Genomic DNA, 26,351 nt, shown 5'->3' with positions numbered 1-26,351 from the left:
TTGCTTCTATTGTTTTTTTATTTTACATATGTGCTAATATCCCATAACATTTTGATAATCCATTTTCCTTTATTTCAGGATAAATCACATCGTCGGATATATAATCCAGGAATTTCATGGGATGGGATTTTATGGCTTCCGGCGTTCTTCCCTGGTACAGCTCTTCTAAAATGGAAAGCACGCCCCGCACCAGCAGGGAATCACTGTCACTGGAAAAATGCACCCTCCCGTCCTGTTTCTCTGCCCGGACCCAGATTGCGGTCCTGCATCCTCCAATCCTGTACCGGTCCCCGCGCAGGGAGTCCAAAGGAAGCTTTTCCATCCCAAGCATAAGAAGATACTCGCACTGGGAGCCTGGGTCCTGTAATTGGATAAGGTTGTCAATATGTTTTGCCTCAGCCTGGAACATGTCCATTTCATGCATATCTATCTGATGCATATCCTTCTGGTATCTCCCATCCATTAACTTCCCCTCCCGCAGATACGTTCCAGCCGTTCAGCCATATATGCAATCTCCTGCTTTGTATTGTAAAAAGCCAGGGATACGCGGCAGAGGCTTTCCTTTCCCATGCGCTTCATAAGTGGGTAGGCGCAGTGGGAACCACAGCGGACCGCTATTCCGTAATTGGCCAGCAGAACGCCTATGTCATAGGCTCCCAGGTTATCAGCCTCAAACACTGCCATGGGCGGAACCTGCAGCGCCCCTTCATACTCCCCGATTATGTGTACCCCCTTAACCGCCTCCAGACACTCTCTCAGATATGCGCCCAGTTCCGCCTCATACCGAAGAATCTCCTCCATGCCCAGACTTTGGAGATACACAAGGGCTGCCTCCAATCCAAGTGCCCCTGCAATGTTCTGGGTGCCGGCCTCGTATTTTCCGGAGGACCTTTTATATGAAATCTCTCCCCTGTCGCCTTTTACCACCATGTCCCCGCCGTACAGATACGGGGCCATTTCCTCCAGATATACCTTCCTTCCATACAGTACCCCGATTCCCATGGGCCCGTATAGCTTGTGACCGGAAAAGCACAGAAAATCACAGTCCATACGCCTTACGGATATGACCTGGTGCACAATGGCCTGGGCAGCATCTACCAGAACCAGTACGCCTCTTCTGTGGGCTTCCTTTATAATCCGGTTCACATCCGGACAAAATCCCGTCACATTGGACATGGCTGTGACGGCTATCAGTCTGGTACGGCTGTCCACCAGCTCCAGCACATCGTCCGCCCTCAGGCTTCCATCGCTCTCTGCCAAGGCTGCCCGAAGCTCTGCGCCCTTTTTCTCACATTGGCTTTTCCATGGGAAATAGTTGGAGGAATGCTCCAGCTCAGTGACAATCACATTGTCCCCCGTCCGGACATATGTCTCAAATACAGCCGCGGCAGCCAGATTGACTGACTCCGTACACCCCTTGGTAAAGACGATTTCCTCCGCATACTCTGCATCCACCCATGTCCGGACCGTCTCCCTGGCCCTTTCATACATGCGGGACGCCTGGCTGCTCAGGGGATAACTTCCCCTGTGGATATTGGAATTCTCCTGGGAATAATACCTGCACAGACGGTCAATGACAGCCTGGGGCTTCTGGGTGGTTGCCCCGTTGTCCAGATAGACAAAGGGCCCACCCTCCTGGTCCAGAATCGGAAAATCCCTGCGGATTTTATCTGCATCCATATCATCCTCCCCCTTTCAGGTGCCTTATAACAGCTTCAGCCAATTCATCCAGACTCTCTATATCCGTGGCCTCATCATCCCCCATTACAATCCCCAGCTCCTTCTCAATAAACATAAGCAGCAATACCTTTTTCTGTGCCGCCAGGCTGGTCTGATGACAGTCGTATTTCTTTATCTCCCTCTGAATCACATCATCCGGCAGGTTTCCCTTTTGCAAATCCTGGCGCTTGATGCTCATGATGACAAGCTTTCTGATATCTGTCTGGGTATCCTCCTGAATCATAAGCTTCAGGTTCACGGCATTTCTCAGCAGCGGCAGAATTTCTGCCTTTTCCAATTCCTCACGCGGCATGGATTTTATACGTTCCAGCACGGCGCAGGCTTCCCTTGTGCTCTTTACAATTTCATCAATCATTTTGACTTTTTCCTTATATTTTCCATGAATACCGGCTTAACTTTTCCTTGTTTTCCTTACATTTTGTATTATATACCATGTGTTTCTACATTTTTTTGCAGATTGTCCATATACTTTGCATTTTCTTCAAACCATGCTATACTAAGAAGTGCTTCATATGATTGCATAGATACCCTGGGAGGCGCCATGGACATTCCATTTTCACGCTATACGGAAAAGCTGCCGGAAGAATTCTCAGTTCGGCACAAGATAACCGGGACAACAGAAAAGCGAAATTTCCACCTGCACAGACAGATGGAAATTGTGTTTGCCCTGTCCGGCAATTTAAAATGTAAGTTTGAAACAGGGGTGATTGATATTCCCAGAAATGGGCTGATTCTGTTTAACCAGATGGACCTGCATTATATCTATTCAGAGAACGGGTCCGGAATCTGCGACCGCTATGTGCTGTATTTTTCCTCCGGTTACATATCCCAGTTCTCCACACCGGAAGTTAATCTGCTGGAGTGCTTCCTGCTTCGCCCCGGCAACCAGCCCGTGGTCCTCACGGTGCCGGACCGGCAGATGGGAGCCTTTCTTTCCGTCCTTTCCAGGATGGAGTATTATAACAGGCCGGATGGAGGCAGGGACCCTGCGCCTGCTTATGGAAGGGACCTGCACCTTAAATTCCTGCTGGGCGAATTTCTTCTGCTGGCCAACCAGCTCTACACAGAGCGGTTTGGCCCCCTCAGCACATCTGCCTACCGGGAGCACGCCCGGTTGGTATATGATATTTATGAATACATCGGAGGCCATTACAGTGAAAATCTGACCACGGACAGCCTGTCCCGTCTGTTTTTAGTCAGCAAGACCCAGCTTTATAATGTTTTTAAGGAAATCTCCGGCATGACAGTCAGCGACTATATTACAGAATACCGCATCACCCGGGCAAAAGATTTTCTCATCAACACGGATTATTCCGTGGAAATGATTGGACAGGCCGTGGGATACACCAACCTCAGCTCCTTTTCCCGTGTCTTTAAGGAGCAGGCCGGCTGCAGCCCCATCCAGTACAGACGCAGGCATACGGATTAGGGCGTGTCCCCTTATTCGCCAATCCCTGTATCAATCTGGCTGATTCCGTGGCAGAATGCATACTTCTTCCGGAAACCGGCTGCCTTTCCCTCAGATGCTGTGAGGCCGATAAAATGCTTTACTGTTTTCTTACACTCCTGCTCCGTTTCCATCATAAGGGACATATAATCCAGGTCCGGCTTTTGGTCCAGACGGGTCTTTACGTAATCCCTGCACGCATTGAATATCTCAGTGGCAATGTTCACCTTGTTGATTCCTGCTTCCACTGCCCTTCGGATGTTCTCGTCCCCTGAACCGGAGCCGCCGTGTAGTGCCAGGGGCATGTTTACCGCCTGTTTCACCCTTCTTATGACATCAAAGTTAATGGTTGGCACAAAGCCCTTGGGGTAATTTCCATGGGCAGTGCCGCAGGCAATGGCCAGACTGTCCACCCCTGTCTCCTGCACAAAGCGCACTGCTTCCTCCGGCTTTGTATACAGCGCCTCGTCGCATCCGTCCAGGGTGGCGGCCTGCCCTACATGGCCCAGCTCGCCCTCCACTGCCAGCCCTTGTACATGGCACAGGTCCACTACCTTCTTCGTCCTGGCAATGTTCTCCTCTATCTCATAGGCCGAAGCATCCACCATAACGGAGGAAAATCCCTGTCTGTAAGCCCAGGTGATTTTCTCCCAGTCCCTGCCGTGGTCCAAAATCAGGGCCACCGGCACATTGGTCTGCTCTGCAAGCGTCCGTATCATGGGTACCATCAGCTCCGGCCTGGCGTGTTTCGTCATCTGGGCCTGGCCCATCAGGATAATTAAGGGCGCCTGCATTTCATCCGCGGCTGCTATCAGTCCCCTGGCCAGCTCCATGTTAAATGCGGATGCAGCCAGAACGGCATAGTTGTTTTTATTTGCATCGTCAAGAATTGTTTTGATGTCTGTATACATTATGTACTCCCCTTAATTGATATTATTTTATGTAGCAATATGCCTTCCCGGCGCAGCCCAGTACCTGCATCTTTGTCCCTGCCACCTTCCTTACCTCCTGCACTGCATCCTTAAGAACCAGGGTGGGACTGACCTGGGTGGGATGATTTGTCACAAACTCCCTTACGCTCTGGTAATAGGCATGTTTGAACTCACTGGATATATTTACCTTGTGAATCCCTGTCCTGCAGGCAGCGGCAACCTCCTCATGGGGCGTGCCGGAACCACCGTGAAGCACCAGAGGCACCGGCACCGCGGCAGCCAGTTCTTTCAGAAGCTCCAGCTGCAGTCTGGGCACATATCCCTTTGGAAGAATGCCGTGCACCGTGCCGATGGAAACCGCCAGGGCATCCACTCCGGTGTCCTCCACAAACCGTCTGGCCAGCTCCGGTGATGTGTATACCATATCCCGGACCGTGCCGCCGGCATAGTCCGCTGTCTCCCCTATGGTCCCAATTTCCCCTTCCACCGACACGCCGGCCCCATGGGCTGCCTCCACCACCCGGCGGGTGCATTCCACGTTCTGGTTATACTCCATCTGCGAGCCGTCAAACATGACAGAGGTAAAGCCTGCCTGAATGGCGCGGATGCACCCATCATAGGACTTGCTGTGGTCGTAGTGAAGCACAAATGGATTCCTGCTGCCCTGCAGGCGGACCGAAAAGTACAGGTACAGTTCCCGCTCCGAAAACTGAAATTCATTGGGGGAAACCTGGATGATAGCCGGAGATTCCAAGTGTTCCGCTTCCTCCACAATAGCTTTGAACATAGTGCTTTCTGTTACATTGAACCCTCCCACTGCAAAATTCCCCTTTACAGCAGGCTCCAGTATTTTCTGCAGATTCAGCAGCATTTTTTATCCTCCTATCAGACAATATCTGTGATGTCGCTAAAAGTTCTCAAATGTCATTCCATCGGTGGTGGTTTCCCCGTTTTCCTGCTCCATGCCAAAATCCATGGAATCGTCTTCCGTGACCACCTTCTTCCACAGGGAAAGTATAACTCCCATGATAACGCCTCCCATGGCTACCATGGCAGCCATCATCAAAGGTTTATTGGACAGCGGGATAATGAACCATCCGCCTGCCGTTACATAATTCTCAATTCCCAGCACCATGGTGAGTCCTCCTGCTATGGATGTGGCAATCACGGAAGATCCGATTACACGCAACGGGTCGTTCATGGCCAACGGAATCACGCCTTCTGTAATCATGCATATACCCATTGGGAACGCAGCCTTTACAGCTTCCTTCTCAGCCTTTGTGTACTTGTTCCTGGTGAGAATGTAGGAAAGGGTTACGCCCATAGGAGGAATCATACATGTAACCAGCTTCACTGCCTCCGGACCGTATATGCCGTCCACCAGCAGGCCGTTTGCAAACAGAGAAGCTGTCTTGCCGATGGGACCGCCAAAGTCAACGCCGCACATGCCTCCCACAATGGCTCCCAGAATGAATTTGGAACCGCCCTGAAGTCCTATCAGCCAATTCTGCAATGCATTGATGACAAAAGCAACCGGCTTTCCTATAACAGCAAACATAAGGGCACCGCAAATCAATGTGGTCAGGAACGGAAGAATAAGTACAGGAACCAGACCCTGCATGGTCTTGGGCACCTTCAGATATTTCTTCAGAAACAGCACTGTATAGCCCACAAGGAAGGCTGCTATAATGCCTCCGATGAATCCGGTATAAATCTCCGAAGCAATGGACCCCAGAATCAATCCAGGTGCAATAGCCGGCCTGTCCGCAATGGAATACGCAATGGCAGCCGTAATCACAGGCACCACAAAGCCCATACCAACCTTACCGGTCCTCCAGATATACCATATCAGTGTTCCCTCTGCCTCGGATACCTTGGTCCCTCCAATGGCGGTTCCCAGTGCCATACATAAGCCTGCGCCCACAACAATGGGAATCATGAATGATATTCCTGTCATCACATGCTTCTTAATCTCTGATAATTTAAACCCACCCATAATCTTAATCCCCTCCGTTTTTCTTTTTTGCCAGCGCTTCCTCAATGCTCTGAAGCAGCGCTCCGGTATTTTTCATAGCCTTCTCCGTGCTCATGCGCACCACTGGTTTTCCCTTAAACCGGTTTTCCCCTGAAATCTTCACGTCAATGGCCAAAATGACCACATCGGCAGCTTGGATTTCCTCCGGTGTCAGCTGTTCCTCGATTCCAATGCTTCCCTGTGTCTCGATTCTGCATGTGTATCCCAGCTTCCTGGCTGCCTGCTCCAGCTTTTCCTTGACAATGTATGTATGGGCAATGCCCGCCGTACATGCCGTAACCCCTACTATATTCATCCTTTATTTCCTCCTGTTCGTCATAAACACGCTGCTCCTGTATTCCGCGAATCCAGTGAAGCAGCCTAACAAAATGCTTCCAGAATGTCTTCCTTTGTGCTGCTTCCCATCAGTTTTTTGCATGTCCCTTCCTGTGCCAGCTTCTTGGCAACGCTGGCCATGAGGCGCAGGAAGTAGTCATCCTTATCCCTTTGATTGATGGCAAATACGATAAACACCTGCACAGGCAGGCCATCCAGAGTCTCCCATTGTATGGGTCGTTCCAGCTTAAGGACCGATATACAGTTGCGTTTCACAGCCGCCGACTTTCCATGGGGAATGGCGATTCCGTCCCCAATGCCTGTCTTTCCCTGTGACTCCCTTATATATAAATCCTGCTTGAACGCTTCCTTGGATGTAATGCTGCCGTCCTTTAAAAGAAGGTCGCACACATATTCAAACACCTCCTCCTTATTCTGCGCCCTTACATTGACGGCCACTGCATTTTCATTGATTACTTCCAGCAGATTCATGCTCTCCTGTCTCCTTTTACCATAGAATTTAAATAATCTGTAATTTCTTCCTGTCCCCTGAGGCCGTGGAATTCCTCATAGGCCTCCTTGTCATCCAGCAATGTGACAATGGCGGAATAAAAACGGATGATTTGTCCCTTTGCCTTAAACCGTTCATCCAGATTCAGGGCCAGAAGAAATATCCGGTCCACGCTCCTGTCCCTGCCCCAATCCACCGGCTCCTCCAATATGGCGGCTGCAATCACCGGGTGGCAGACGCAGGAAGCAGCTCCATGGGGAATGGCAACTCCAAGGTCCAGCACAGTGGATGTGGTTTCCTCCCGGTCCAGTACGGTCTGCTCATAATCCTCCGTTACATAGCCTGCCTCCGCCAGTCTGGCGCACAGAAAGGATATGATTTCCCTTTTATGGGTCTTTCCCGGAAAATGGTATATCAGGGAGGAATGAAACAGCTGATACTCGGAGTATTCCGCCTTCGCCGCAATCCGCCTCATCTTCTTTTTCCGGACCAGTTTCATTTTATTCTGAATCTGCTGTATGTCCCAGGGCTGCAGCACATTACCAATCTGTACCGCATCCTTTCCCGCAAATACATTTCCCACCGGAACAGATGATATGAGAAAATCACACCGGCTCTTCTGAATCTTGAGTGTATCCCTGGTAGTCAGCACATCTACCACATGTATGTTCTGTATGGAGCGCTCAATCTGTTCCTTGAGGATTCTGGATATACCGATACCGTGGTTGCACAGGATACACACCTCCACTCCCACATTCAGGCGTTCAATGGCCCCGCCTATATATAATGCCAGGTAAGCCACCTCGTCCTCCCCGATTCTCACCCCCAGCTCAGACTCAATGACAAGGCTGGCTGACCAGGCGGCTGCGTATATATTGGGATACTTGGACTTCACAACCTCCTTCAGGGGATTTTCCTCCGGTATGTTGTACCCCAGCTTCAGGATTTTGGATTTCATGTACAGCAGCAGGCTGTCAAACAGGTATTCATCCCTGCCAAGACCCTGCCCCAGGATATTGCCGGTAATGGAAATCACTTTATCCGTCACCCGGCAGATGTTTTGGTTTGCCTCCATAAAGGTCCGCCTGGATGCCTCTCCTGTAAACTCCTGTATTTCTGCAATCCCCAAAGCCAGTACCACAAACTGCTTCTCGCCCTCAGGAAAGCTGATGCTATAATATTTCTTAAGGCTTTCTATGCATATTTCTCCCATATTCCGGTCGTATTCCACACCCTGGTACGCCATGCAGGTCCGCATATGCCGCTGATGTTCTGAGCCCTGCCCTTCTGAACCCTGACTTTCTGAACCCTGCCTTTCTTTAGCCCCATACTCAAAATCCGCAGCCGGAATCTCCGCAAATTCCTTTTTCCTGATTCGTATAACGCATAATGAGAGAAGGAAGGAAAGCTGCTGGTACCCGTCAAAACTGTAGTGTATCCCGAATTCCCGTTCCAGCCCTGCGATGGCCCCTGTAACCCCGGTCATATCAAAGCCCCACAAAAACTTCTCTGTCTGGTTTTTCAGCGACTGGTCCCCAAACTCCTGGCGTTTCCTGGATATATCCGCAAAAAGCACCCATATGGCCATGCGCCAATCGTACTCGCTGCACTCAATCTGCAGCCCCTGTCCTCTCTTACAGGTAACGGCTATCCTATGGGCCTCCAGCCATGCGGCCGCCTGATTGGTGGCCTTTTCAGCGTCCAGCCTGCTGATGAGAAGCCTCTGTTCCAGCTTCATCTTCTGTATGCTTCTCTGCTTCAGCAGCAGCTCCAGTATCTGGAACTGGTTGTCCGTGCCGTAGAGCTCCATCTGGTTCTCATCGTTCCATGCCTGCTTTGCAGCTGCCCAGTCCTTCTCTTTCATGAGACAGACGCCTTTGTTACTCTTAGAGACAACCTTTCCCAGCCCGTGTTCTTCCAGGAAACTTCCCAGCTGCTTCAAATCGTTCCTGATAGTCTTAAGGGAACACTGCATCTCTGCCGCCAGATACTCTACAGTCACGAATCCATCTGACCTGTACAGCAGCTTCAGAATTTTATATTGCCGTTCCTGCATCATGTTCCCTCCTGTTTCCTGTTCCATCGCCCTGCCATCCCTTCGGTAATCTTATATTAACAGTTTTCCATTGCTTTCTATTACCATAATATTGACAGAAAGCAGTTGTTTTCTTCAAAAGTTTTTCCAAATTCCATGATGCGCCTTTTATGCGTTACTCACAATGGATTTTTACTATTCTTTCTGTGTTTTTTGCATTTCTTTTGATGTTTAATTAAATAGTTGCATAAATCCTGGTATGTTATGTACAATAATTGGAATTATGAGAACTTGCAAGGGAGGTGACCTGCTCAAGATTATGCCCGCTAAAACACCCATATCCCCCCATTTTTCCGAGGATTTTTCGTTCAAATACAAAGTGACCTACGGCCCGGAGCAGCATGAATATCATACCCACAAACAGTTTGACATCATATTTATGCTCACGCCCAATACGGTCTGTCATGTAAGCGAAAAAAACTGGAAGGTTCCCAAAAACAGTATTATTTTATTCAATAATATGGATTTGCATAAGATTACCCTGAATACCCGCGAACGTTTTGAACGGTATACGCTTTCCTTTAAACCCGAATACATTGAATCCCTGTCCTCCAAGGAAACGGATTTGCTGGAATGTTTTTTCTTAAGGCCGTTCTCAAATCCATATATCCTGCCGCTGACCATTTCCCAGGCAGAGGAATGTCTGGCCCAGCTAAAACGGCTGGTTGCATGCAATGATGATACCACCAAACAGGATTACGGCTACGACCTGAAAGTCAAATTCCTTCTGGGAGAATTTTTGATTTTTATAAATAACCTGTACCGGAAGTACCATAATATATCATCCGATACCATAACCTCGTCCTACAGCCTGATTTACTCCGTCATCAACCATATCCATACGCACCTGAGCGACGAGCTTTCCCTGGAGCTGCTGTCCTCCACTTTTTATATTAACAAATTTTATCTGTGCAATCTTTTTAAGAATGTGACAGGTACTTCACCAAACCAGTATATCATCAGCTGCCGTATCATGAGGGCAAAGGAACTTCTATCACAAAATCTTCCCGTAGATTCTGTATGCGGTCTTGTCGGTTATAAAAACCTGTCCCATTTCAGCCGTATCTTCAAACAGCACACCGGTCTCAGTCCAAAACAATATTCTAAGTTCAAACAGGCGGAGGATTTTAAACGGAAATAAGGGTGGAAACCTCTGGTATCGGTTCCACCCTTGTTCATTTTCCTTCATCGTTATACCTGTATATTTTCTTTCCGGCCTTTTCCTCTTATTCTCCCCCATCCGTCTCTGTCTGCGCAAAGCCATACTGAAAGGTTGACCTTCTCCGGAAATTAGCTGCCCTTCCCTGGGAGCCGGTCAGGCCAATGAAATGCTTTCCAATTTTTCTGGCCGCCTGCTCGGTCAGGGACATCAGGCTTAACAGGTCAATTTCCGGCGTCTCCTCCAGTGTCTTCCTGATTTCATCGCGGACATAATTAAATATTTCCGTGCAGACATTCACCTTGTTTATACCTGCCTCCACTGCCTTTTTTATATTTTCATCCCCTGAACCGGAACCTCCGTGAAGAGCAATGGGCACATCCGTCACTTCCTTGACAGCCCGTATGATATCAAAACGTATTTCAGGGGTAACGCCCTTTGGGTACTGTCCATGGGCCGTACCACAGGCAATGGCCAGGCAGTCTGCATGGGTCCGGCTCAGAAACTCCGTTACATCCTCAGGCCGCGTATAGCAGGAATCATCTGTCTGGTCTCCCAGGGCAGCCTGTCCCACATGGCCCAGTTCTGCTTCCACCGCCACTCCCTGGGGATGACACAGCTCTATGACCCTTTTCGTTCTTTTTACATTCTCCTCCATCTCATAAGCAGAAGCGTCAATCATGATAGAGGAGAAACCGTTCCTATATGCATGTGTAATCACATCCCAGTCCCTTCCGTGGTCCAGAATCAGGGCCACCGGGACATTGGTCTCCTCTGCCAGCGTCTTTATCAGAGGCACCATCACATCCGCCCTGGCATGTCTGGTCATCTGCATCTGACCCATAAGAATGATTAACGGCGCCTGGAGTTCATCAGCAGCCGCTATCAGCCCCCTTGCCAATTCCAGGTTGATGGCGGATGCAGCCAATACGCCGTAATGATTTCTGGATGCGTCATCCAGTATTGTCTTCACATCTGTATACATATGTTCCTGTCCCCGTCTTTCTACATCCGAATCACTGTTTTGACAGCTTCCTGTTTTTTTGTAATGGCATACTCCATGGCTGCCTGCATGGTTTCAAATTCAAAATAATTGGTCACTATCTTCTTTGGTTCCGCCTGCCCCTCGCCGCAAAGCTCTATGGCTGCCGGATACAGGTTCCGGTAACGGAATACTCCCAGTATGTCCGCCTCCTTTGAATTTGTTTTGAAAAAATTGAATGGAGTTTCCCCGAACACATTCCCGACCATTACAATTTTTCCCCCTCGTTTCACCAGGTCCGCTGTCAATGCGGCTGTTCTCTGGCTTCCCGCAGTCTCAAATACCACGTCATATCCTTTATTGCCGGTTATCTGCGCGGTCCTTGTCACAATATCCTCTTTTGATGAATTGACCGTATGTCTGGCGCCTATGGTGCCGGCCATATTCAGCCGGTTTTCATATAAATCCGATATGGTCACATTTGTGATTCCCCTGGCCAGACATGCCTCCAGGGTCATAAGCCCGATGCACCCTGCTCCCAGTATCAGCACGGCCTGTCCGGTCCCGGGATTGGCCCGGTTTACTGAATGCATTCCCACCACAAGCGGCTCCAGCAAAGCTCCTTCCACTGTGTCCATTGCATCGGGCAGTTTGAATGTCCATCTGGCGGGATGACTGACGTAACGGCTGAATGCGCCGTTCAGCCATGGTCTGGCCCCCAGAAACCGTACGTCCGGACACAGGTTATACCGTCCGCTCATACAAAACTCACAGGTCTGACAGGGTACGCCTGGCTCCAGCGCAACACGGTCGCCTGGTACGATTCCTTCTACCTTCTTTCCCACCTCCACTACGCGTCCGGCGCATTCATGGCCAAGCACTACCGGAAGCTTTATATCTTTTACCGCATAATACGGGTCCTCAAATATGTGCATATCGCTTCCGCAGATTCCCACATGGGCCACTTCAACCAACACATCCGTATCGGAAACGGACGGCATTTCACAATCCATAATCTCTAATCTCTGTTTATCTATCAAAAATGCTGCTTGATTCTTCATTTTTACCCCTTTACCGAACCGGCAGTCAGACCTGCCACCAGGTTCTTCTGTATAAACATGAACAGGATAACCACCGGTATCATGGCTGCCACTGCTCCTGCTGATATGATGTCCCATCTCAGGTCATACTCTCCTACCAGGGATGCCAATGAGACAGGAAGCGTCCTGTTATTGGAAGTCGTGAACATGACTGCAAACAAATACTCATTCCAGGAATTGATGAACACATAGGTGCCGGTAGCAATAAGCCCTGGCTTCAGCAGCGGCATTACCACATAATATAATAGCTGTGGGACATTGGCCCCGTCTATCTTGCCCGCCTCCTCTAACTCCAGAGGAATGCTCTTCATATATGAGGTGAGAAGCCATATGCTGAAGGGTATGGTAAACGTACAGTATGAAACCACCAATGCAACAGGAGAGCCTATGAGCTTCATCTTATTAAACACCACAAACAGCGGAGTCAGGTAAAGGACCGACGGAAACATATATAACAGCAGGATACCGCTGAGCGCCAGGTTCTTCCCCCTGAACCTGTACCTGGCAAAGGCATAGGATGCCATGGATGACACCAGCATGGAGATGCAGCTTGTAATGACTGCAATCACAATGCTGTGGAACATACTGGCCAGGAAATCCGTACCCGTAAAAAGTGTCACGTAATTCTGGAAGGTCGTTGCCCTGGGCAGTATTTTTATGTTGGTGGTATACAGTTCATCTGTAGGCTTTATGGAGGTCAGGAATGTCCATATGTAAGGAAATATCACAAAACACACTATCAGAATAAGCGGAATAAGCATTACAAGCTTCTGAATTCGTTTAGTCCTTTTCATCTTCATCCCCCCGCCTTGTCAGCTTTAAATATATGGTCATAAAGAGAATCATAAACAGGGTGCCGTAGATTGCTATGGTTGACCCCTGTCCGAAATCCAGGGATTTCTGCGCCTTGATATAGGCTACAAGGGATACAGTCATGGAGCTGTGGCCCGGTCCTCCTCCGGTCATCAGATAGAGCACCTCCACATTATTAAAGACCCATATGATTCTCAGCATGCAGGTAGTTATGATTGTGGGCATCAGCTCCGGCAACGTGATATACACAAATTTCTGCCAGGAATTGGCCCCGCTTATATCCGCTGCCTCATACAGGTCCACGGATATGGTCTGCAGCGCTGCCAGTACCATGATGGCAAAGAAAGGAATTCCCTGCCATATCATGGTTACAATCTGGCTGTACAGCGCTGTCCGGGATGAGCCCAGCCACGGGACATTTTTGCTGATGATGCCCAAGGACGTCAGACATTTGTTCAGGACGCCAAAATTGCCGTTATAAATCCACACCCACATAAGCGCAATTACAACGCCCGGGGTGACCCAGGGCATCAGCGTAATGGAACGGATGATGCCCCTTCCCTTGAATGGGACGTTCAGAATCATGGCCAGCACCAGTCCAAACAGGAACTGACAGGCAACAGTGATTCCCACCCACTTTACCGTATTTCCCAGGGAAGCCAGAAATGTCTCATTCCTCCAGACAGATATGTAGTTTTCTAAACCGATAAACTGGCGGTTTACATAATCCGTCAATTTATAATACTGGAAACTGAGTCCCACTGCATAGCAGATTGGATAAATTATGACTCCCACCACCAGCAGAAATGCCGGCATTAACAATATAATGGGAACATATATGTCTGATTTCCTGCGCCTTTTTCCGGCTGCTTTTCCCCGATTCATACGCTCACCCTCTCATGGTTTTAGTCCTACATTTCCCCGTTCAGGCACTTGTCCAGCTGTTCCAGCATCTCCATGCTGCTCAGTTCTCCCATCAGGGCTCTCTGGAATGTCTGTGCCCATATTTCCTCTGTATAAGTTGTGATTTCAGGTCCTACCGGCAATGTATGGGCGGAAAGCATGTTGTCCATGGATACCTTATATGCCTGGTCATTTTTGTACTTGTCCAATGCCTGTACGGAAGACATGAACGGCACCTGCTGCAGCTTCTCACACCGCACATCATGAATCTCAGGTGAAGACGCCCATTTCACAAACTCCTCCGCTGCCTCCAGGTTCTTGGAATTAGGATTGATGGCCCATCCCGTCATTTCCTGACAGCCGAATGCCTGCCCGCTCTCTCCTGTGGGGACAGGTATCACCTCAAAATCATCGCCAAAGGTTTCTTTAATGGTTGTTATGGAAGCTATGTGATGATACAGCATGGCTGTGACGCCTGACTTAAAATTAGTAAGGACCTCACTGAATCCGTCCGTAATGGCTGAGGGCGGCACATAACCGTTCTGATACAGGTCAATGTACTTCTGGTTCATCTCAGCCAGCTTCTCGTCTGCCAGGGACGCCTTCCCCTCCCCATCATAGTAATCCTTATCCTTCAATGCGCTGAATACAAAGGATGACCACATGTAATGGCCGCCGTTGCCGCCGCGCATACCAAATCCGTACTGGTCTGTCTTGCCGTCCCCGTCCGTATCCACGGTCAGCTTTTCACAGGCATCAAAGAACTCATCCACGGTCTTCGGATAATCGATTCCCGCCTTCTCAAACATGGACTTACGGCAATACAGATACATCACAATGGTGGTACGCGGATACAGATACAGCTTATCCAGCCCCGCCCTCATCTGTTCCAGCATGAAATCGTCCACCTCATCTGCGTACTCCCAGCCCTCAAACACATCTTCCATATTCATCAGGCCGCCCATTCCGTACAGCTCCGGGGCCCACATGGGCTTACAGATAAACACATCCGGCCCTGTACCGGTACTGATGGCAGTTATAAGTTTATCATGGAAGCTGGAAGAGGGTACGGATTCAAAGTTAACCTTAATGCGGTCCCCTGCATAGGCCTCCCACTTGTCCTTAAGCATGTTCTCAATGGTACCCTGTTCGTCCTCCCAGTACCAGTATGTCAGTTCAATGGGTTCCTGGCTTCCCTCCGTTCCGTCCTGCACCGCCTTCTCCGTCGCTGCCCCGGCTGTCTTCTCAGCCGCCTTTTCCGTGGAAGCGGAACCTCCCCCGCCGGAACACCCTGCCATGGAAAGGACCATTGATGCGCATAATCCCAATGCTGTCATTTTTGCCAAACCTTTTTTCATTATGAAATACCTCCTACTCCTTCTCTTTTGTTTACAACTCGTTTAACGGGCACAGACCGCTTATGGTATCATATGACTGAATACAGATGGACGCGGCCCATGCAGCTATCCCCAAAGCTGTCTTTGCATTATCCTCATGCAGGAACGAGGATAAAAATCCTGCAATTGCAATATCCCCTGCTCCGGTCCTGGACAAAATCCGTTTGACCTTTACGGGCTTCTGCCAGATTTTCCTGTCATACCACCCAGTCAGGCTGGCCGGAGCAGCCTTTCCCATATTTCCCCACCTCTCTTTCCCTGCTGTTCTCAGATACATCCCCTCATGCCCGCATTTCAGCATAACCACGGTGCCGCCCATTTCCAGAAGCTCATCCGCCAGTTTCTCAGCCATTCCTCTTATATCAATATAATCCAGAAGGTCGTTTGCCCCTGCTTTACGCACCATTTCAACGTAATCCTCCCTGTGCAGGAAAAATATACTTTCCTCCAGGCTTGGTAAAAATAAGTCAACATAGGGCAGTATCCGCTGCAGAATTGGTCTCCAGTCCACATGTCCCAGAAATGTCTTTAAATCCGGAAGGCTCATATCCAGAGAAATAGTGATTCCCTTGGACTTTACATTCTTTAACAAATCCTCCAGTTCCTCGCCCTCATGTTCCACCAGGTACTTCATACTGGGAGGATAGCCAAAGTGGAACAGCTTTACCCCTTCCAGCATTTCGTCCGTAATATCCGCTGCCTTGAAAAGCTGGGAAGCCCCCCTGCTGTGAAGCGTCATTTTATCCTTACCCGGAAGGGCAATGGCAACGCTGGCCGAGGACTGTTCCCCCATCATCTCAATCAGCGTATAATCCGCGTCATAGCGGTTTAAAATTTCCCTGACGATTTCCCCTACGGAATCGTCTCCGATTTTACTGACCAGCCTTACATCACATCCAAGCTTCTTTAACCCCAGACCTGTATTCCCTACTTCCCCGCCCAAATATATATGGGTATAAGAACATTCCGTGGTTTTGCCCTCGCTCAGGAATATTTCCGGTACGGGCTGCCCTTTCGGAATATATACTTCAGGAATAATATCCAATACAATGGAACCTGCCACTAATACCTTCTTACTCTCCATATATCCCCCATTTTTATGTAATTTGTATATTTTTTTGTGTTCCTGTCTCTGTCTATTAGAAATAATATCATATTCTATCGTACCTTTTTTTCTGTTTTGTCCTGATTTTTTTGCGTTTCTTGATATGTTTTTAACTGTGATTTTTTTATTTTGGTTTGAATTTTCTGATATAATTGAATATATTTCTTTTACTACGCGATAATTTTTATCTTGTTTTGTTATTTACATCCATATTACTGCTGGTTTTATTCCCCCTCCCTGTGTGGCTGTGGTTTTTTTACAACATTTGCAAGTTTTTATGCCGCTGCCGCAAAACCAGCAATTAAAACTGCCAACCTAAAAAGCCGGCTCACCCGGGCCGGCTTTTCCCATCAGAATTATTATTATGCAGCGTGTGGTATTTATTTTCTAAAATCCCCTGGCTTCTGTCCCGTATACCGTTTAAATGCCACATTGAACCAGGAGGGATTCTGGTATCCCACCCATTCAGCAATCTCATATACCTTCATATGCGTATTTTTCAATAAATCCATTGCTTTTTCAATACGCACCTTGGTCAGGTAATCCCCAAAGGATATTCCCATTTCCTTACTGAAAACAGAGCTGAAATAGCTGGCATTTATATAGACATATCCAGCCACATCATCCAGCCTCAAATCAGGGTTCTGATAATTCTCTTCTATATATTTCCTGGCCTTCTGCGCCACTGAGTTAGGTCTTAGCTTTTCCAGCCTGGCAATATAATCAGACACGCTCCATAACAGCTCCCTGAGTTTTCTGGACATGAATTCAGGATTGCTTTCATTCAAAACAGCGGCAATGGTGTCTGATACTGACAAAAACAAATCCTCTGGTTTACCTCCCGCTGTTCTCAACGTACGGATTGTCTCCAGCAGAATAGCTGAAACCATGGTACGTATAATTACCGGGGATGGTTTCGTCCGGTAAACATATGACAGAAATTCATCTGTAAATGTATTAACCTCACTTTCTCTCCCATCCTTCAGACACATTTCCAGGTTCCGGTTCCAGTCAGGCATATCCTTAAAGGATGGCTGTATTTCCTCCCGGACAGTGCGGTAGCGAATCAGACTTCTGTCTGTAAAAAAACGGTATTCCACAGCTTCCAGGCTTTGGCGGTAAGCAGCCGATAGTTCCCTGACAGAATCAACGGTATCGCTTATCCCCAGTACGGTTTCCGTATAATACCGGGAATAGATAGCCAGCAGTTTACGAAAGCTTATCTCTTTATCCCCTCTCATCATGACACAGAACACGGTCATCCGGTTCTGGTTCTGGAATTGTTTTATGTCTGCTGCATCTGCGTGTCCGGTCCTCCATTCTTCCAGGTGACGTTCCAGTTCCTCCATAAAGGACTCTTCTTGGTATTCAGGTCTCTCTGCATTTACCGAAGCCACACAGAATTTTGTAAACTGTTCCAGATACTTTGCCTCAGTCTCATTCAGGGCATTCACCCTTCCTCCAAGTGCCATCAGCTTAATTTTATTATCTAATATATTTTTCTGGGTCTGTTCCAGCACATTCCTGTATGTATTTAATATCTTCTCTCCTGACCTGACCTTCTGTATTTTTAAAACAGCTTCCTTTAACAGATGAATCAGCTTATCCGTATCAATGGGTTTCAGCAGATACGCAAAGGCGCCCAGATTAAGGGACTGCTGGGCATATTCAAACTGGTCATAGCTGCTAATCATGATAACCACGCAGTCCGGCCTTTGTTCCTTTGCCAGGGCCAGAAGTTCAATTCCATTCATCATAGGCATTTTCACATCTGTTATAATCACTTCCGGAGCCATCATTCTTACCAGCTCCACAGCCTCCCTCCCATTGGATGCCTGTCCCACCAGTTCCAGACCCAAAGCAGTCCAGTCTATAAAGTTTGACAGTCCCTCCCTGATGATATCTTCATCATCCACAAGAATGGCCTTAATCATACACTTTTCCCTCCCTCCTGCTGTCGTTGATGCTAAATGACACCCTGGTGCCTTCCCCAAACCGGCTCTCAATCTTCAAAGCAGACTCTTCCCCAAAATAATTACATAACCTTTGATTCGTATTATACATACCGAAACCCACTTCCCCCATTTCCTTTAACCCGGTCTGAAGCCGTTCCAACTGAGCCGGTGTCATTCCAATGCCATCATCAGCGACTGTTATCCTGATTCTGTCTTGTGCTTCACGGGCAATCTCAATCAAAACATGCCCGCCTTCCGGTTTTTCCTGGATGCCGTGATAAATAGCGTTCTCCACCAATGGCTGCAGGGTCAGCTTAGGTATGGGACAGTCCAGCATGGTATTCTCTGTTAAATGGATGGAAAAATTGATTTTATCCCTGTATCTGGTATTTTGAATCTTAACGTATTCCCTGACGTGTTCCAGTTCCTCCCTTAGCATTATGATATTCCGTCCCCTGCTTAACCCAATACGGAAAAATTTGGAGAGTGATGTAATCACGCTGATTGCCTTTTCATTTTCTTTGGACCGTATCAGCCATATTACGGTTTCAAGGGTATTATACAGGAAATGCGGATTAATCTGCATTTGAAGTGTCTTTAATTCTGCTTCCCTCAGATTTTCCTGTTCCTTATTATTGACCGCAATCAGATGCCTTGTAAAATCCATCATATTGTTAAACTTATTGCCCAGAACCGCCAGCTCGTCCTTATATTTCACATGCATCTGAACAGCAAATTCCTTTTGTTCCGCCTGTTCCATAAGGTCAATTAATTTATTGATAGGATTGGTCACTGTACCGGAAATGACGCTGGTGACCTTAACCGCCAGCAGTATCATCAAAAATATCACCAGCCCGAGCCAGATTCCCAGGTTAATAATCCTTCCCAGCAGAATGGCCTTGGGGATATAGGATTCCACAGTCCATCCATTATCCATTGTCTCTGTATAATAAAATACGGAATGGTTCCTGTTCCTGTCCTTATGGCTTTTTGCTTCACCGGAATCATTACCAGTACCATTTTTTTGAAACAGAATAGTATTTTCCCCATCAAGTACCTGAATGACCCCGTTTTCTATATTGCCGAATTCCCGGATGATATATTCAATAGAATCAGCCTCTATTTCCACCAATACCACGCCGATTCTGTTTCCATTGGCCTTATTTATCACCGGGCATCCCATGGCAGCATAGGACCGGTCAATGGATTTAACTGTCCTGGAATAAACCTTAGGCCCAAACCACACGACCCCATCCGCTTCATGGATGCGCCGGTACCATTCTTCCTTCCTAAAATCTGTTTCCTGAAATGCCACATTATGGGACTTAAAGTTAAAACCATTATCCCCCAGCACATATAAGCCTCCGAACTCATTAATTGTATATCCTGCCAGCTGGTACAACTCAAAATCATATTTCAGCTCTGTTGCATATCTATCTCTGATATCCTCCGGCATCTCTGCGTTCAGGATGCTCTGGAAAATCGAATTGTTCTCCACAAGACCTGACAGGTTTTCCGCTTCATTGAAGATGTCATTCAGATTATCCGCCACAGACTGCGCCGACTGATTGCTGAAGGAATAGGCCAGTTCCTCCACAATCCGGTAAGATGCAATGTAGGATATACCCGCCACCAAAAGCATGGCCACAATTACCATAGTTGAAAAGTATATCATCAGCCTGGTGTGAAGTTTATAATTCATCATATGAGCGTATATTTTTTTCATGAATCCCATAAAGCAGGTATAGAGAACGCTCCAAACTTAGCCTGGAGTGTTCTCTTAAACCTGCTGCCTTTCATAAAATTTATGCAGTTCACCATATAACCATCAGCAATTCCAGAAGTCCCGTCCATCATGTATTGCGATTCCTATGCGCTCTGTGGTTCCTGTTCTGGCATTGAAGTACATCAGCCACCTGTCATAATCCTTATCATAATACAGGAATGGCTTATAAATGGATTCACAATCCCATGCCCCCGGCAGTCCGGCCGAAATAATGGGGTTCATGGGATGGCGTTCCCATCCGCTTACACCGTCCTTTGACCTGGCCAGACAGATTCTGGCTTTAAACAAGTCCTCATAACCAATATAGAACATATAATACCAGCCATCCATTTCTATCACCTGACAGCCGGCCACATGGGCCCGTTCCCAAAGATTCTTTTTATCAGGCGTAAAGACCGGATTCCCTCCGCATTTTTCCCACACAATTCCATCCTGGCTCTCGGCATAGCCAATGGCATCCGGCTCAAACCACCCTCCTCCGCAATACCACAGCTTATATATTTTCCGCTCCTGGTCCCACAGAACAGTGGGGCACATTAAGGAACGCTTTTCCCAGGTCTGATTTGGTACCAGTACCGGCTCTTCCAGTCTTTCCCAACTGATTCCATCCCTGCTCCAGGCATACCCTATGACAGACCCGCCTTTATCCTCCTTAGATGCCTCCATATATGAGTCCACCCATTTTTTCTGATTAAATCCTCCGGTTGTCTGGCTGGAATACCACATACGAAACATTCCATCCCTGTAATCAATGGCTGGTCTGTTTAAATCTTCCTCCCATGGAATCTCCGGTCTGGGACTTAACACCACATGGCGTTCCCCCCAATGAAGGCCATCCTCACTTTCTGTGTATGCTATACTGTAATGTGTCCTCCAGGAAAAGTACATTCTCAGCTTGTCTCCTGCTTTTAATACATGATTGTCGAAACAAAAATCCCCGTCTTCCCCAATAACAGGGTTGTGCTCATACTTCCTCCACCCGGCCTGACATCCAACGGTATATGGATTGTAATTCAACATATAGCTTCCTCCTCACTCTTTTTCGTTTTTATCTGTTCCAGTCCGGACTGCATAATAACAATCACCAGAATAAGAAATCCCATGATTACATTCTGCCACCATGTACTGATATTTCCCTGCATATTAAAAATATTTGCTATCATGCTCATGGTAAACACACCAAACAACGTGCCTGCCATATGGCCTATGCCTCCGGTCAGAAGCGTTCCGCCAAGGACCACTGCTGCAATAACCTGCATCTCATAAAGTTCTCCCGCCGTAGACTGGGCAGCCCCCAGCCTGGAGGCGAGAATCAGACCTGACATGGCAGCGCCGATGCCGCACAGCATATATGATAGGATGATAGTCCTGTCAATCCGGATTCCCATCATCCTGGCTCCTTCCCTGTTTCCTCCTGTGGCATATACGCTCCGTCCAAATCTGGTATACTTAAGGCTGTAGGCCCCAATCAGCACAAAGAGAAGGAACAGGATTCCGGGAACCGGCAGCCCCAGTATCTTTCCCCTTCCAATCATCTGAAAGGCCGGAGAAACCTTTTCCACATCCACCGAGCTTTCATTGGTCATGATGTAGGCTATCCCTCTGAGGCACATCATCATGGACAGGGATGTAATCCAGGGCGGTACTTCCAGTTTGGTTACAAAGGTCCCGTTTATAATTCCAATCAGTGCTCCCGCACACAGAGGAACCAGAATGGCAGCCCCAATATTCACCGAGCACATCCGTGCTGCCAGAATACCGCACACAGCTACAGTGGAACCTACCGACAAATCGATGCACCCTGTTATGATAACAAATGTCATCCCCACAGCTATGACTCCTATTATGCTGGACTGCCTGAATAGATTTACCAGATTGATGGGGGTAAAGAACTGTTTATACCGCAGGGCTGATATGAGGAAAAGCATCAGGAATACAACCACCGCGCTCTTTTCCTGTATCCAGACTATATATTTTTTTGAACCGCCCATGTATTTACCTCCGTCCTCTTCCTAAATCCTGCCAATCTTGTAAATTTTCCGTTCTGGGCACAGACCGCAATGATGACAACCAGCGTCTTGATGACCAGAGAATAGGAATACGGCACATTGTTCATATTCACCATTACTGTTATTATCTGCATAATGAACACACCGGCCACGGTTCCTGCCAGGTTTGCTTTCCCCCCTGCCATATTGGTACCACCGATTGCAGTAGAGGCAATGGCATCCACTTCAATCTGAAGTCCAAAATTAATGGGGTCTGCCGCGGACATACGCAGGGCCTCTACCAATCCGGCTGCACCGGCAAGAAAACCACTGAGCATATAAATAAGGACCATCATGCCTGAAATCCTGATTCCCGAGAGCCTGGCTGCCTTCGGGTTGTCTCCTATGGTTTCGACATAAACGCCGAAGCGCATCCGCTTCATCAATATGTACATGGCGCCAACTGCCATTATTATAAACAGGGCCTGGATTGGCACTAAGCCAAAAACCTTATAAAATCCAAGATTTGATATAACTGGATGGGAAAAGGAATATGTCCTTCCATCATTAACCAGTTCCGCAAACCCCCGGACCATGTTCATCATTCCCAGGGTAACAATCATTGGCTGTATGGAAAATCTGGCAATGATGAACCCGTTTACTGCTCCGCAGAAAATAGCCAGCGCCAACGCGCTTATAAACGCACCGATTACCGAAACGTCTAAAAGTCTGGCAAACACAATGGCGCTTAAGGCCATAACGGGCCCAATGGAAATGTCAATTCCGCCTGAAGCAATGGCCGCTGTCATTCCAAGGGAGACAAACATTACGGTCGTGCTCTGAATCATGATGTTCCAGCAGGTATTCAGGCTGAAGAAATTCCTGGTAACCAGACTATTAAACACTACCATTGCAAAGAGGGCCAGGTATACTCCGTATTTTTTCAATAATTTACTCATATCACGCCTCTTATCCTCACATACTGAATACTTTGTTGTCAGCTATCCTCTTCATGATTTCTTCCTGGCTGATTTCCCCGCCAGTAAGTTCACCTAATTTACGCCCATCCCTCAACACCATCACCCGGTTGCTGTTCCTTACCACCTCGCTGATTTCCGATGAAATCATGACAACGCTCATTCCCTGCTTTGCCAGGTCACGCACAATTTTTTCTATTTCCGCCTTTGCGCCCACATCAATTCCTCTGGTGGGCTCATCCATGATAACCAGCCTGGGAGAGGTACACAGCCATCTGGCCAGCAATACCTTCTGCTGGTTTCCGCCGCTTAAGTTCCTGACTTTCTGTTCCATGTCAGGTGTCTTGATGCCCAGCCTGTTTATGAACTCTGCTGCCACTTTCTCTTGGGCTTTTCTTGATATAATTCCCATCCTGGTCAGCTTCGGGAGAAGGACAATGGATATATTCTCGCGTACCGACAGGTTTGGTATGATTCCCTCGGTTCTGCGGTCCTCCGGGCAGAGCGCCATTCCCTGCCGGATGGCATCTGATGGCATTTTAAATCTGATTTTTCTTTTGTCTATCACAATGGTTCCCCTATAATCCGTATCCTCCCCGAACAGTACCTTAATGAGTTCTGTCCTTCCGGAACCAAGCAATCCGGCAAATCCCAATACTTCTCCCGGGTTCATTTTAAACGATATCCCTTTCAGCTTGCTATTGGTAATATTTTCCATCTCGCAGATTGGCTGGCTGTCGCAGTGATAATTATTATCCTGTAAACGCGATTCACTGTTTTCCACCTTCTGTCCAATCATTTTAGAGACAAGGGATATCTCATCCAGCTCATTGATACCATACTCACCTTCACATACACCGTCCTTCAAAATCGTAACCCTGTCGCATATTTCATAGACCTCATTTAAACGATGTGATATGAAAATAATGGATACTCCCTGGCTCTTAAGTCTCCGGATTACCTGAAACAGAATCTTAACCTCCTGGTTATCCAGGGAGGATGTAGGTTCATCCATCACTACCAGCTTAGACTGAATGGCCAATGCCCTGGCAATTGCCACCATCTGTGCCACAGCAGCTCCCTGTATGCTGAGGGGCTGCTTTACATCATAATCCAGGCCGATACCTGTCAGAAGTTCCCTGGCATTTCTTTCCATCGCCTTCCAGTCTATTCCCCACTTTCCCATAGGCTCTCTGCCAATATATATATTTTCACATATACTCAGTTCCGGTATAAGATTCAACTCCTGATAGATAGTACTGATACCTAGTTTCTGGGCCTCCAGGGAAGACTGGGGATGAACCGTCTTCCCATCAAACAGGACCCTTCCGCTGTCACTGCTGTAGAGACCATTCAGAATCTTCATCAAGGTGGATTTTCCTGCTCCATTTTCCCCCATCAGTCCATGTACTTCTCCATATCCGACCTTAAAATCCACCTGTTTGATTGCCTGTACACCCGGGAAGCCTTTGGATATGTTCTGCATCTCTAATAAATACCGATTCTCCATGGCCGTTCCTTCACCCATACCTCTCTGCTTAATATGCCAGGTCCATATTTTCCTGTGCATTTCCCGCATCCACCACCACGCCTTCCATGATGGTCTGCTCCGGAACCTCCTGACCTGCCAGGATTTTTTCTACCGTGTCAAAGGTAATAGGCCCATACATGGGACTGCTGACAACAGTTGCCGACATCTCACCGGCTATGACAGATTTAAATGAATCCATTTCCCCGTCTATTCCTATTACCAGAATATCCTCATTTGGCTTATAGCCCGCTGCCTTAATGGCCTGCACAGCCCCCAGAGCCATCTGGTCATTGTGGCAGAATACTGCATCCACCTCACCGCCATGGGCCTGCAGCAGATTCTCCATAACCTTCTGTCCTTCAGACCGTTCAAAATTTCCTGTCTGTGATGCGATAATCTTCATTCCCTCATTCTGATTCACCACACCTGCGAACCCTGTAGCCCTGTCCTGGGCAGAAGAAGACCCCACTGTTCCTGTAAGCTCAATGATATTGCAGGTTCCCCCGGTCTTTTCCTTAAGCCATTCGCCTGCTGCCTGTCCTTCCCATACAAAATCCGTGGCAATATAGGTTACATAATCCACTCCTGGCTCGCCCTTGGCAAGCCTGTCTACCAGTATTACCGGGACAGAATTCTCTTTGGCTGTCTGCAATGCTGTCTCTAATCCCTCAAACTCCCTGGGAGACAGTATGAGCAAGTCAATGTTCTGGGCAATCAGGTCTTCCACATCAGATACCTGTTTAGCCGTATTATCCTGGGCATCCGTGACAATCAGCTTAAACCCCCGCTTCTCCGCCTCATCCTTCATGCTGTTAGTCTCGGCAATCCGGTATGTGCCTGTATTTGCCAGCTGTGAATATCCAATCAGATAATCAGACGCATTCACTGCTTTTCCTCCGCCGTCCTGGGAAGACGTTTCTTTTTCGCTGCCGGCAACCGTTTCCTCCTTTACAGGCGCTTCAGTCTGGGATGAGCTGGACTGCTGCCCTGCCGTCGTATTGCCGGATGGAGACGCATCTGTTGAACACCCTGAGCATAACATTGCTGCTGCCAATAATAACGCTGCCATACATAGGCCTTTTCTTCTCATATCTTTCCTCCTTCTATGTTTCTGACTGTTTTCTGGTATATTCATTATAGATTTTTATTATTTACAGTTAAATTAATTATCTTTTGAAAACTTTTGTTTTCTTTGGGACATACACCCCCTCACTTTCGGCAAAAACGCAGATATGCGGCTGTCCTTGCCGGACAAACCGCATATCACTTCCATACTTTAATTTTCCATAATTACACTGTATCCTATTTAACCAACGCAAACTCATAAGCCTTCCTAATCCGCCCCATCAGCTTGTCATCTATCTCGGCCACACTCCTGGCAATTACATGGTGGGTCCAGCGGTTGGGACAGGGCTCTGCCGCTGCCTCAATCCTGTCATCTTCAATATGATGGCTTACGCCGAAAGTTGCAATAATACGAACTCCCTTCCGGCAGTTGTGTGCTTTATCCGATTATAGCACAAAATTCCCCCTGAATTTAAGCATCCCTTCATTTCATGGAAAAAACAGCCTAATCAGAA

The 26,351-nt window shown here is 47.8% G+C and carries 24 protein-coding genes; 2 read left to right on the top strand and 22 right to left on the bottom strand.

Annotation, left to right across the window (positions count from 1 at the left end):
- Positions 1-22: 22 nt before the first annotated feature.
- Genes FGS84_RS23820 through FGS84_RS23810 form a run of 3 tightly spaced genes read right to left on the bottom strand, consistent with a single transcriptional unit; the run spans position 23 to position 2,095 of the window.
- Positions 23-463: a SufE family protein gene (locus tag FGS84_RS23820; protein WP_138310809.1), complete on the bottom strand. Its 441-nt coding sequence runs from the start codon at positions 461-463 to the stop codon at positions 23-25.
- Entirely contained in the window at positions 463-1,680 is a 1,218-nt protein-coding gene (locus FGS84_RS23815; RefSeq protein ID WP_138310808.1) for an aminotransferase class V-fold PLP-dependent enzyme, read from the bottom strand. Before FGS84_RS23815 ends, FGS84_RS23820 begins: the two co-directional genes overlap by 1 nt.
- Position 1,681: 1 nt before the next feature.
- Positions 1,682-2,095, bottom strand: coding sequence for a hypothetical protein (locus tag FGS84_RS23810; RefSeq protein WP_138310807.1), 414 nt, complete (start codon positions 2,093-2,095; stop codon positions 1,682-1,684).
- A gap of 186 nt (positions 2,096-2,281) precedes the next feature.
- Here FGS84_RS23810 and FGS84_RS23805 point away from each other — a divergent pair, with 186 nt between their 5' ends.
- Positions 2,282-3,169: an AraC family transcriptional regulator gene (locus tag FGS84_RS23805; protein WP_138310806.1), complete on the top strand. Its 888-nt coding sequence runs from the start codon at positions 2,282-2,284 to the stop codon at positions 3,167-3,169.
- An 11-nt stretch (positions 3,170-3,180) separates the two neighbouring features.
- Here FGS84_RS23805 and FGS84_RS23800 read toward each other — a convergent pair whose 3' ends face one another.
- The 6 genes from FGS84_RS23800 to FGS84_RS23775 all read right to left on the bottom strand — a co-directional run bounded on the left by FGS84_RS23800 (position 3,181) and on the right by FGS84_RS23775 (position 9,063).
- Positions 3,181-4,098 (bottom strand): class II fructose-bisphosphate aldolase, encoded by a 918-nt coding sequence (locus FGS84_RS23800; protein ID WP_138310805.1) that lies wholly within the window; start codon positions 4,096-4,098, stop codon positions 3,181-3,183.
- Positions 4,099-4,120: 22 nt separating this feature from the next.
- Positions 4,121-4,990, bottom strand: a complete 870-nt coding sequence (locus tag FGS84_RS23795; protein ID WP_138310804.1) for a ketose-bisphosphate aldolase — start codon at positions 4,988-4,990, stop codon at positions 4,121-4,123.
- A 36-nt stretch (positions 4,991-5,026) separates the two neighbouring features.
- Positions 5,027-6,115 carry a PTS fructose transporter subunit IIC gene (locus FGS84_RS23790; protein WP_138310803.1) on the bottom strand — a complete coding sequence of 363 codons (1,089 nt, stop codon included), beginning with the start codon at positions 6,113-6,115 and terminating at the stop codon, positions 5,027-5,029.
- Positions 6,116-6,119: 4 nt separating this feature from the next.
- Complete coding sequence (locus tag FGS84_RS23785) at positions 6,120-6,449, bottom strand: PTS fructose transporter subunit IIB (protein WP_138310802.1); 330 nt, start codon at positions 6,447-6,449, stop codon at positions 6,120-6,122.
- 65 nt (positions 6,450-6,514) lie between these two features.
- A complete protein-coding gene (locus FGS84_RS23780) occupies positions 6,515-6,961 on the bottom strand; it encodes a PTS sugar transporter subunit IIA (protein WP_138310801.1) in 447 nt (148 codons plus the stop codon).
- A complete protein-coding gene (locus FGS84_RS23775) occupies positions 6,958-9,063 on the bottom strand; it encodes a PTS sugar transporter subunit IIA (protein ID WP_243130057.1) in 2,106 nt (701 codons plus the stop codon). The genes FGS84_RS23780 and FGS84_RS23775 overlap by 4 nt, the downstream gene beginning before the upstream one ends.
- 271 nt (positions 9,064-9,334) lie before the next feature.
- On the opposite strand from FGS84_RS23775, the gene FGS84_RS23770 reads away from it, so the two are divergent.
- Positions 9,335-10,216, top strand: coding sequence for an AraC family transcriptional regulator (locus FGS84_RS23770; RefSeq protein WP_227146365.1), 882 nt, complete (start codon positions 9,335-9,337; stop codon positions 10,214-10,216).
- A gap of 85 nt (positions 10,217-10,301) precedes the next feature.
- On the opposite strand, the gene FGS84_RS23765 is transcribed toward FGS84_RS23770, so the two are convergent.
- From FGS84_RS23765 to FGS84_RS23705, 13 genes are all read right to left on the bottom strand, one after another.
- On the bottom strand, positions 10,302-11,219 hold the full coding sequence (locus FGS84_RS23765; protein ID WP_138310799.1) for a class II fructose-bisphosphate aldolase: 918 nt from the start codon (positions 11,217-11,219) through the stop codon (positions 10,302-10,304).
- 20 nt (positions 11,220-11,239) lie between these two features.
- Positions 11,240-12,256, bottom strand: coding sequence for an NAD(P)-dependent alcohol dehydrogenase (locus FGS84_RS23760; protein WP_243130055.1), 1,017 nt, complete (start codon positions 12,254-12,256; stop codon positions 11,240-11,242).
- A 23-nt stretch (positions 12,257-12,279) separates the two neighbouring features.
- On the bottom strand, positions 12,280-13,110 hold the full coding sequence (locus tag FGS84_RS23755; RefSeq protein ID WP_138310797.1) for a carbohydrate ABC transporter permease: 831 nt from the start codon (positions 13,108-13,110) through the stop codon (positions 12,280-12,282).
- A complete protein-coding gene (locus FGS84_RS23750) occupies positions 13,097-14,014 on the bottom strand; it encodes a sugar ABC transporter permease (protein ID WP_138310796.1) in 918 nt (305 codons plus the stop codon). The genes FGS84_RS23755 and FGS84_RS23750 overlap by 14 nt, the downstream gene beginning before the upstream one ends.
- 26 nt (positions 14,015-14,040) lie before the next feature.
- The gene (locus FGS84_RS23745) at positions 14,041-15,390 is read right to left on the bottom strand and encodes a sugar ABC transporter substrate-binding protein (protein ID WP_138310795.1); all 1,350 of its coding nucleotides are present in this window, start codon (positions 15,388-15,390) and stop codon (positions 14,041-14,043) included.
- A 31-nt stretch (positions 15,391-15,421) separates the two neighbouring features.
- A complete protein-coding gene (locus FGS84_RS23740) occupies positions 15,422-16,513 on the bottom strand; it encodes a carbohydrate kinase family protein (protein WP_138310794.1) in 1,092 nt (363 codons plus the stop codon).
- A 401-nt stretch (positions 16,514-16,914) separates the two neighbouring features.
- Entirely contained in the window at positions 16,915-18,468 is a 1,554-nt protein-coding gene (locus tag FGS84_RS23735) for a response regulator (RefSeq protein WP_138310793.1), read from the bottom strand.
- Positions 18,461-20,194 (bottom strand): sensor histidine kinase, encoded by a 1,734-nt coding sequence (locus tag FGS84_RS23730; RefSeq protein WP_227146361.1) that lies wholly within the window; start codon positions 20,192-20,194, stop codon positions 18,461-18,463. Before FGS84_RS23730 ends, FGS84_RS23735 begins: the two co-directional genes overlap by 8 nt.
- Before the next feature lie 123 nt (positions 20,195-20,317).
- Entirely contained in the window at positions 20,318-21,295 is a 978-nt protein-coding gene (locus tag FGS84_RS23725) for a family 43 glycosylhydrolase (RefSeq protein ID WP_138310791.1), read from the bottom strand.
- The gene (locus FGS84_RS23720) at positions 21,289-22,266 is read right to left on the bottom strand and encodes an ABC transporter permease (RefSeq protein WP_138310790.1); all 978 of its coding nucleotides are present in this window, start codon (positions 22,264-22,266) and stop codon (positions 21,289-21,291) included. Before FGS84_RS23720 ends, FGS84_RS23725 begins: the two co-directional genes overlap by 7 nt.
- Entirely contained in the window at positions 22,242-23,222 is a 981-nt protein-coding gene (locus tag FGS84_RS23715; protein ID WP_138310789.1) for an ABC transporter permease, read from the bottom strand. Before FGS84_RS23715 ends, FGS84_RS23720 begins: the two co-directional genes overlap by 25 nt.
- A gap of 16 nt (positions 23,223-23,238) precedes the next feature.
- Positions 23,239-24,768 carry a sugar ABC transporter ATP-binding protein gene (locus FGS84_RS23710; protein ID WP_330640710.1) on the bottom strand — a complete coding sequence of 510 codons (1,530 nt, stop codon included), beginning with the start codon at positions 24,766-24,768 and terminating at the stop codon, positions 23,239-23,241.
- 10 nt (positions 24,769-24,778) lie between these two features.
- Positions 24,779-25,861 (bottom strand): ABC transporter substrate-binding protein, encoded by a 1,083-nt coding sequence (locus FGS84_RS23705; protein WP_138310788.1) that lies wholly within the window; start codon positions 25,859-25,861, stop codon positions 24,779-24,781.
- Between the last annotated feature and the right edge of the window lie 490 nt (positions 25,862-26,351).

The sequence above is a fragment of the Clostridium sp. 1001271st1 H5 genome (assembly GCF_005845215.1).
Taxonomy (GTDB): Bacteria; Bacillota; Clostridia; order Lachnospirales; family Lachnospiraceae; genus Enterocloster.
Note: the sequence above shows the minus strand (reverse complement) of the source record. Positions and strands in the feature narration are given on the sequence as shown.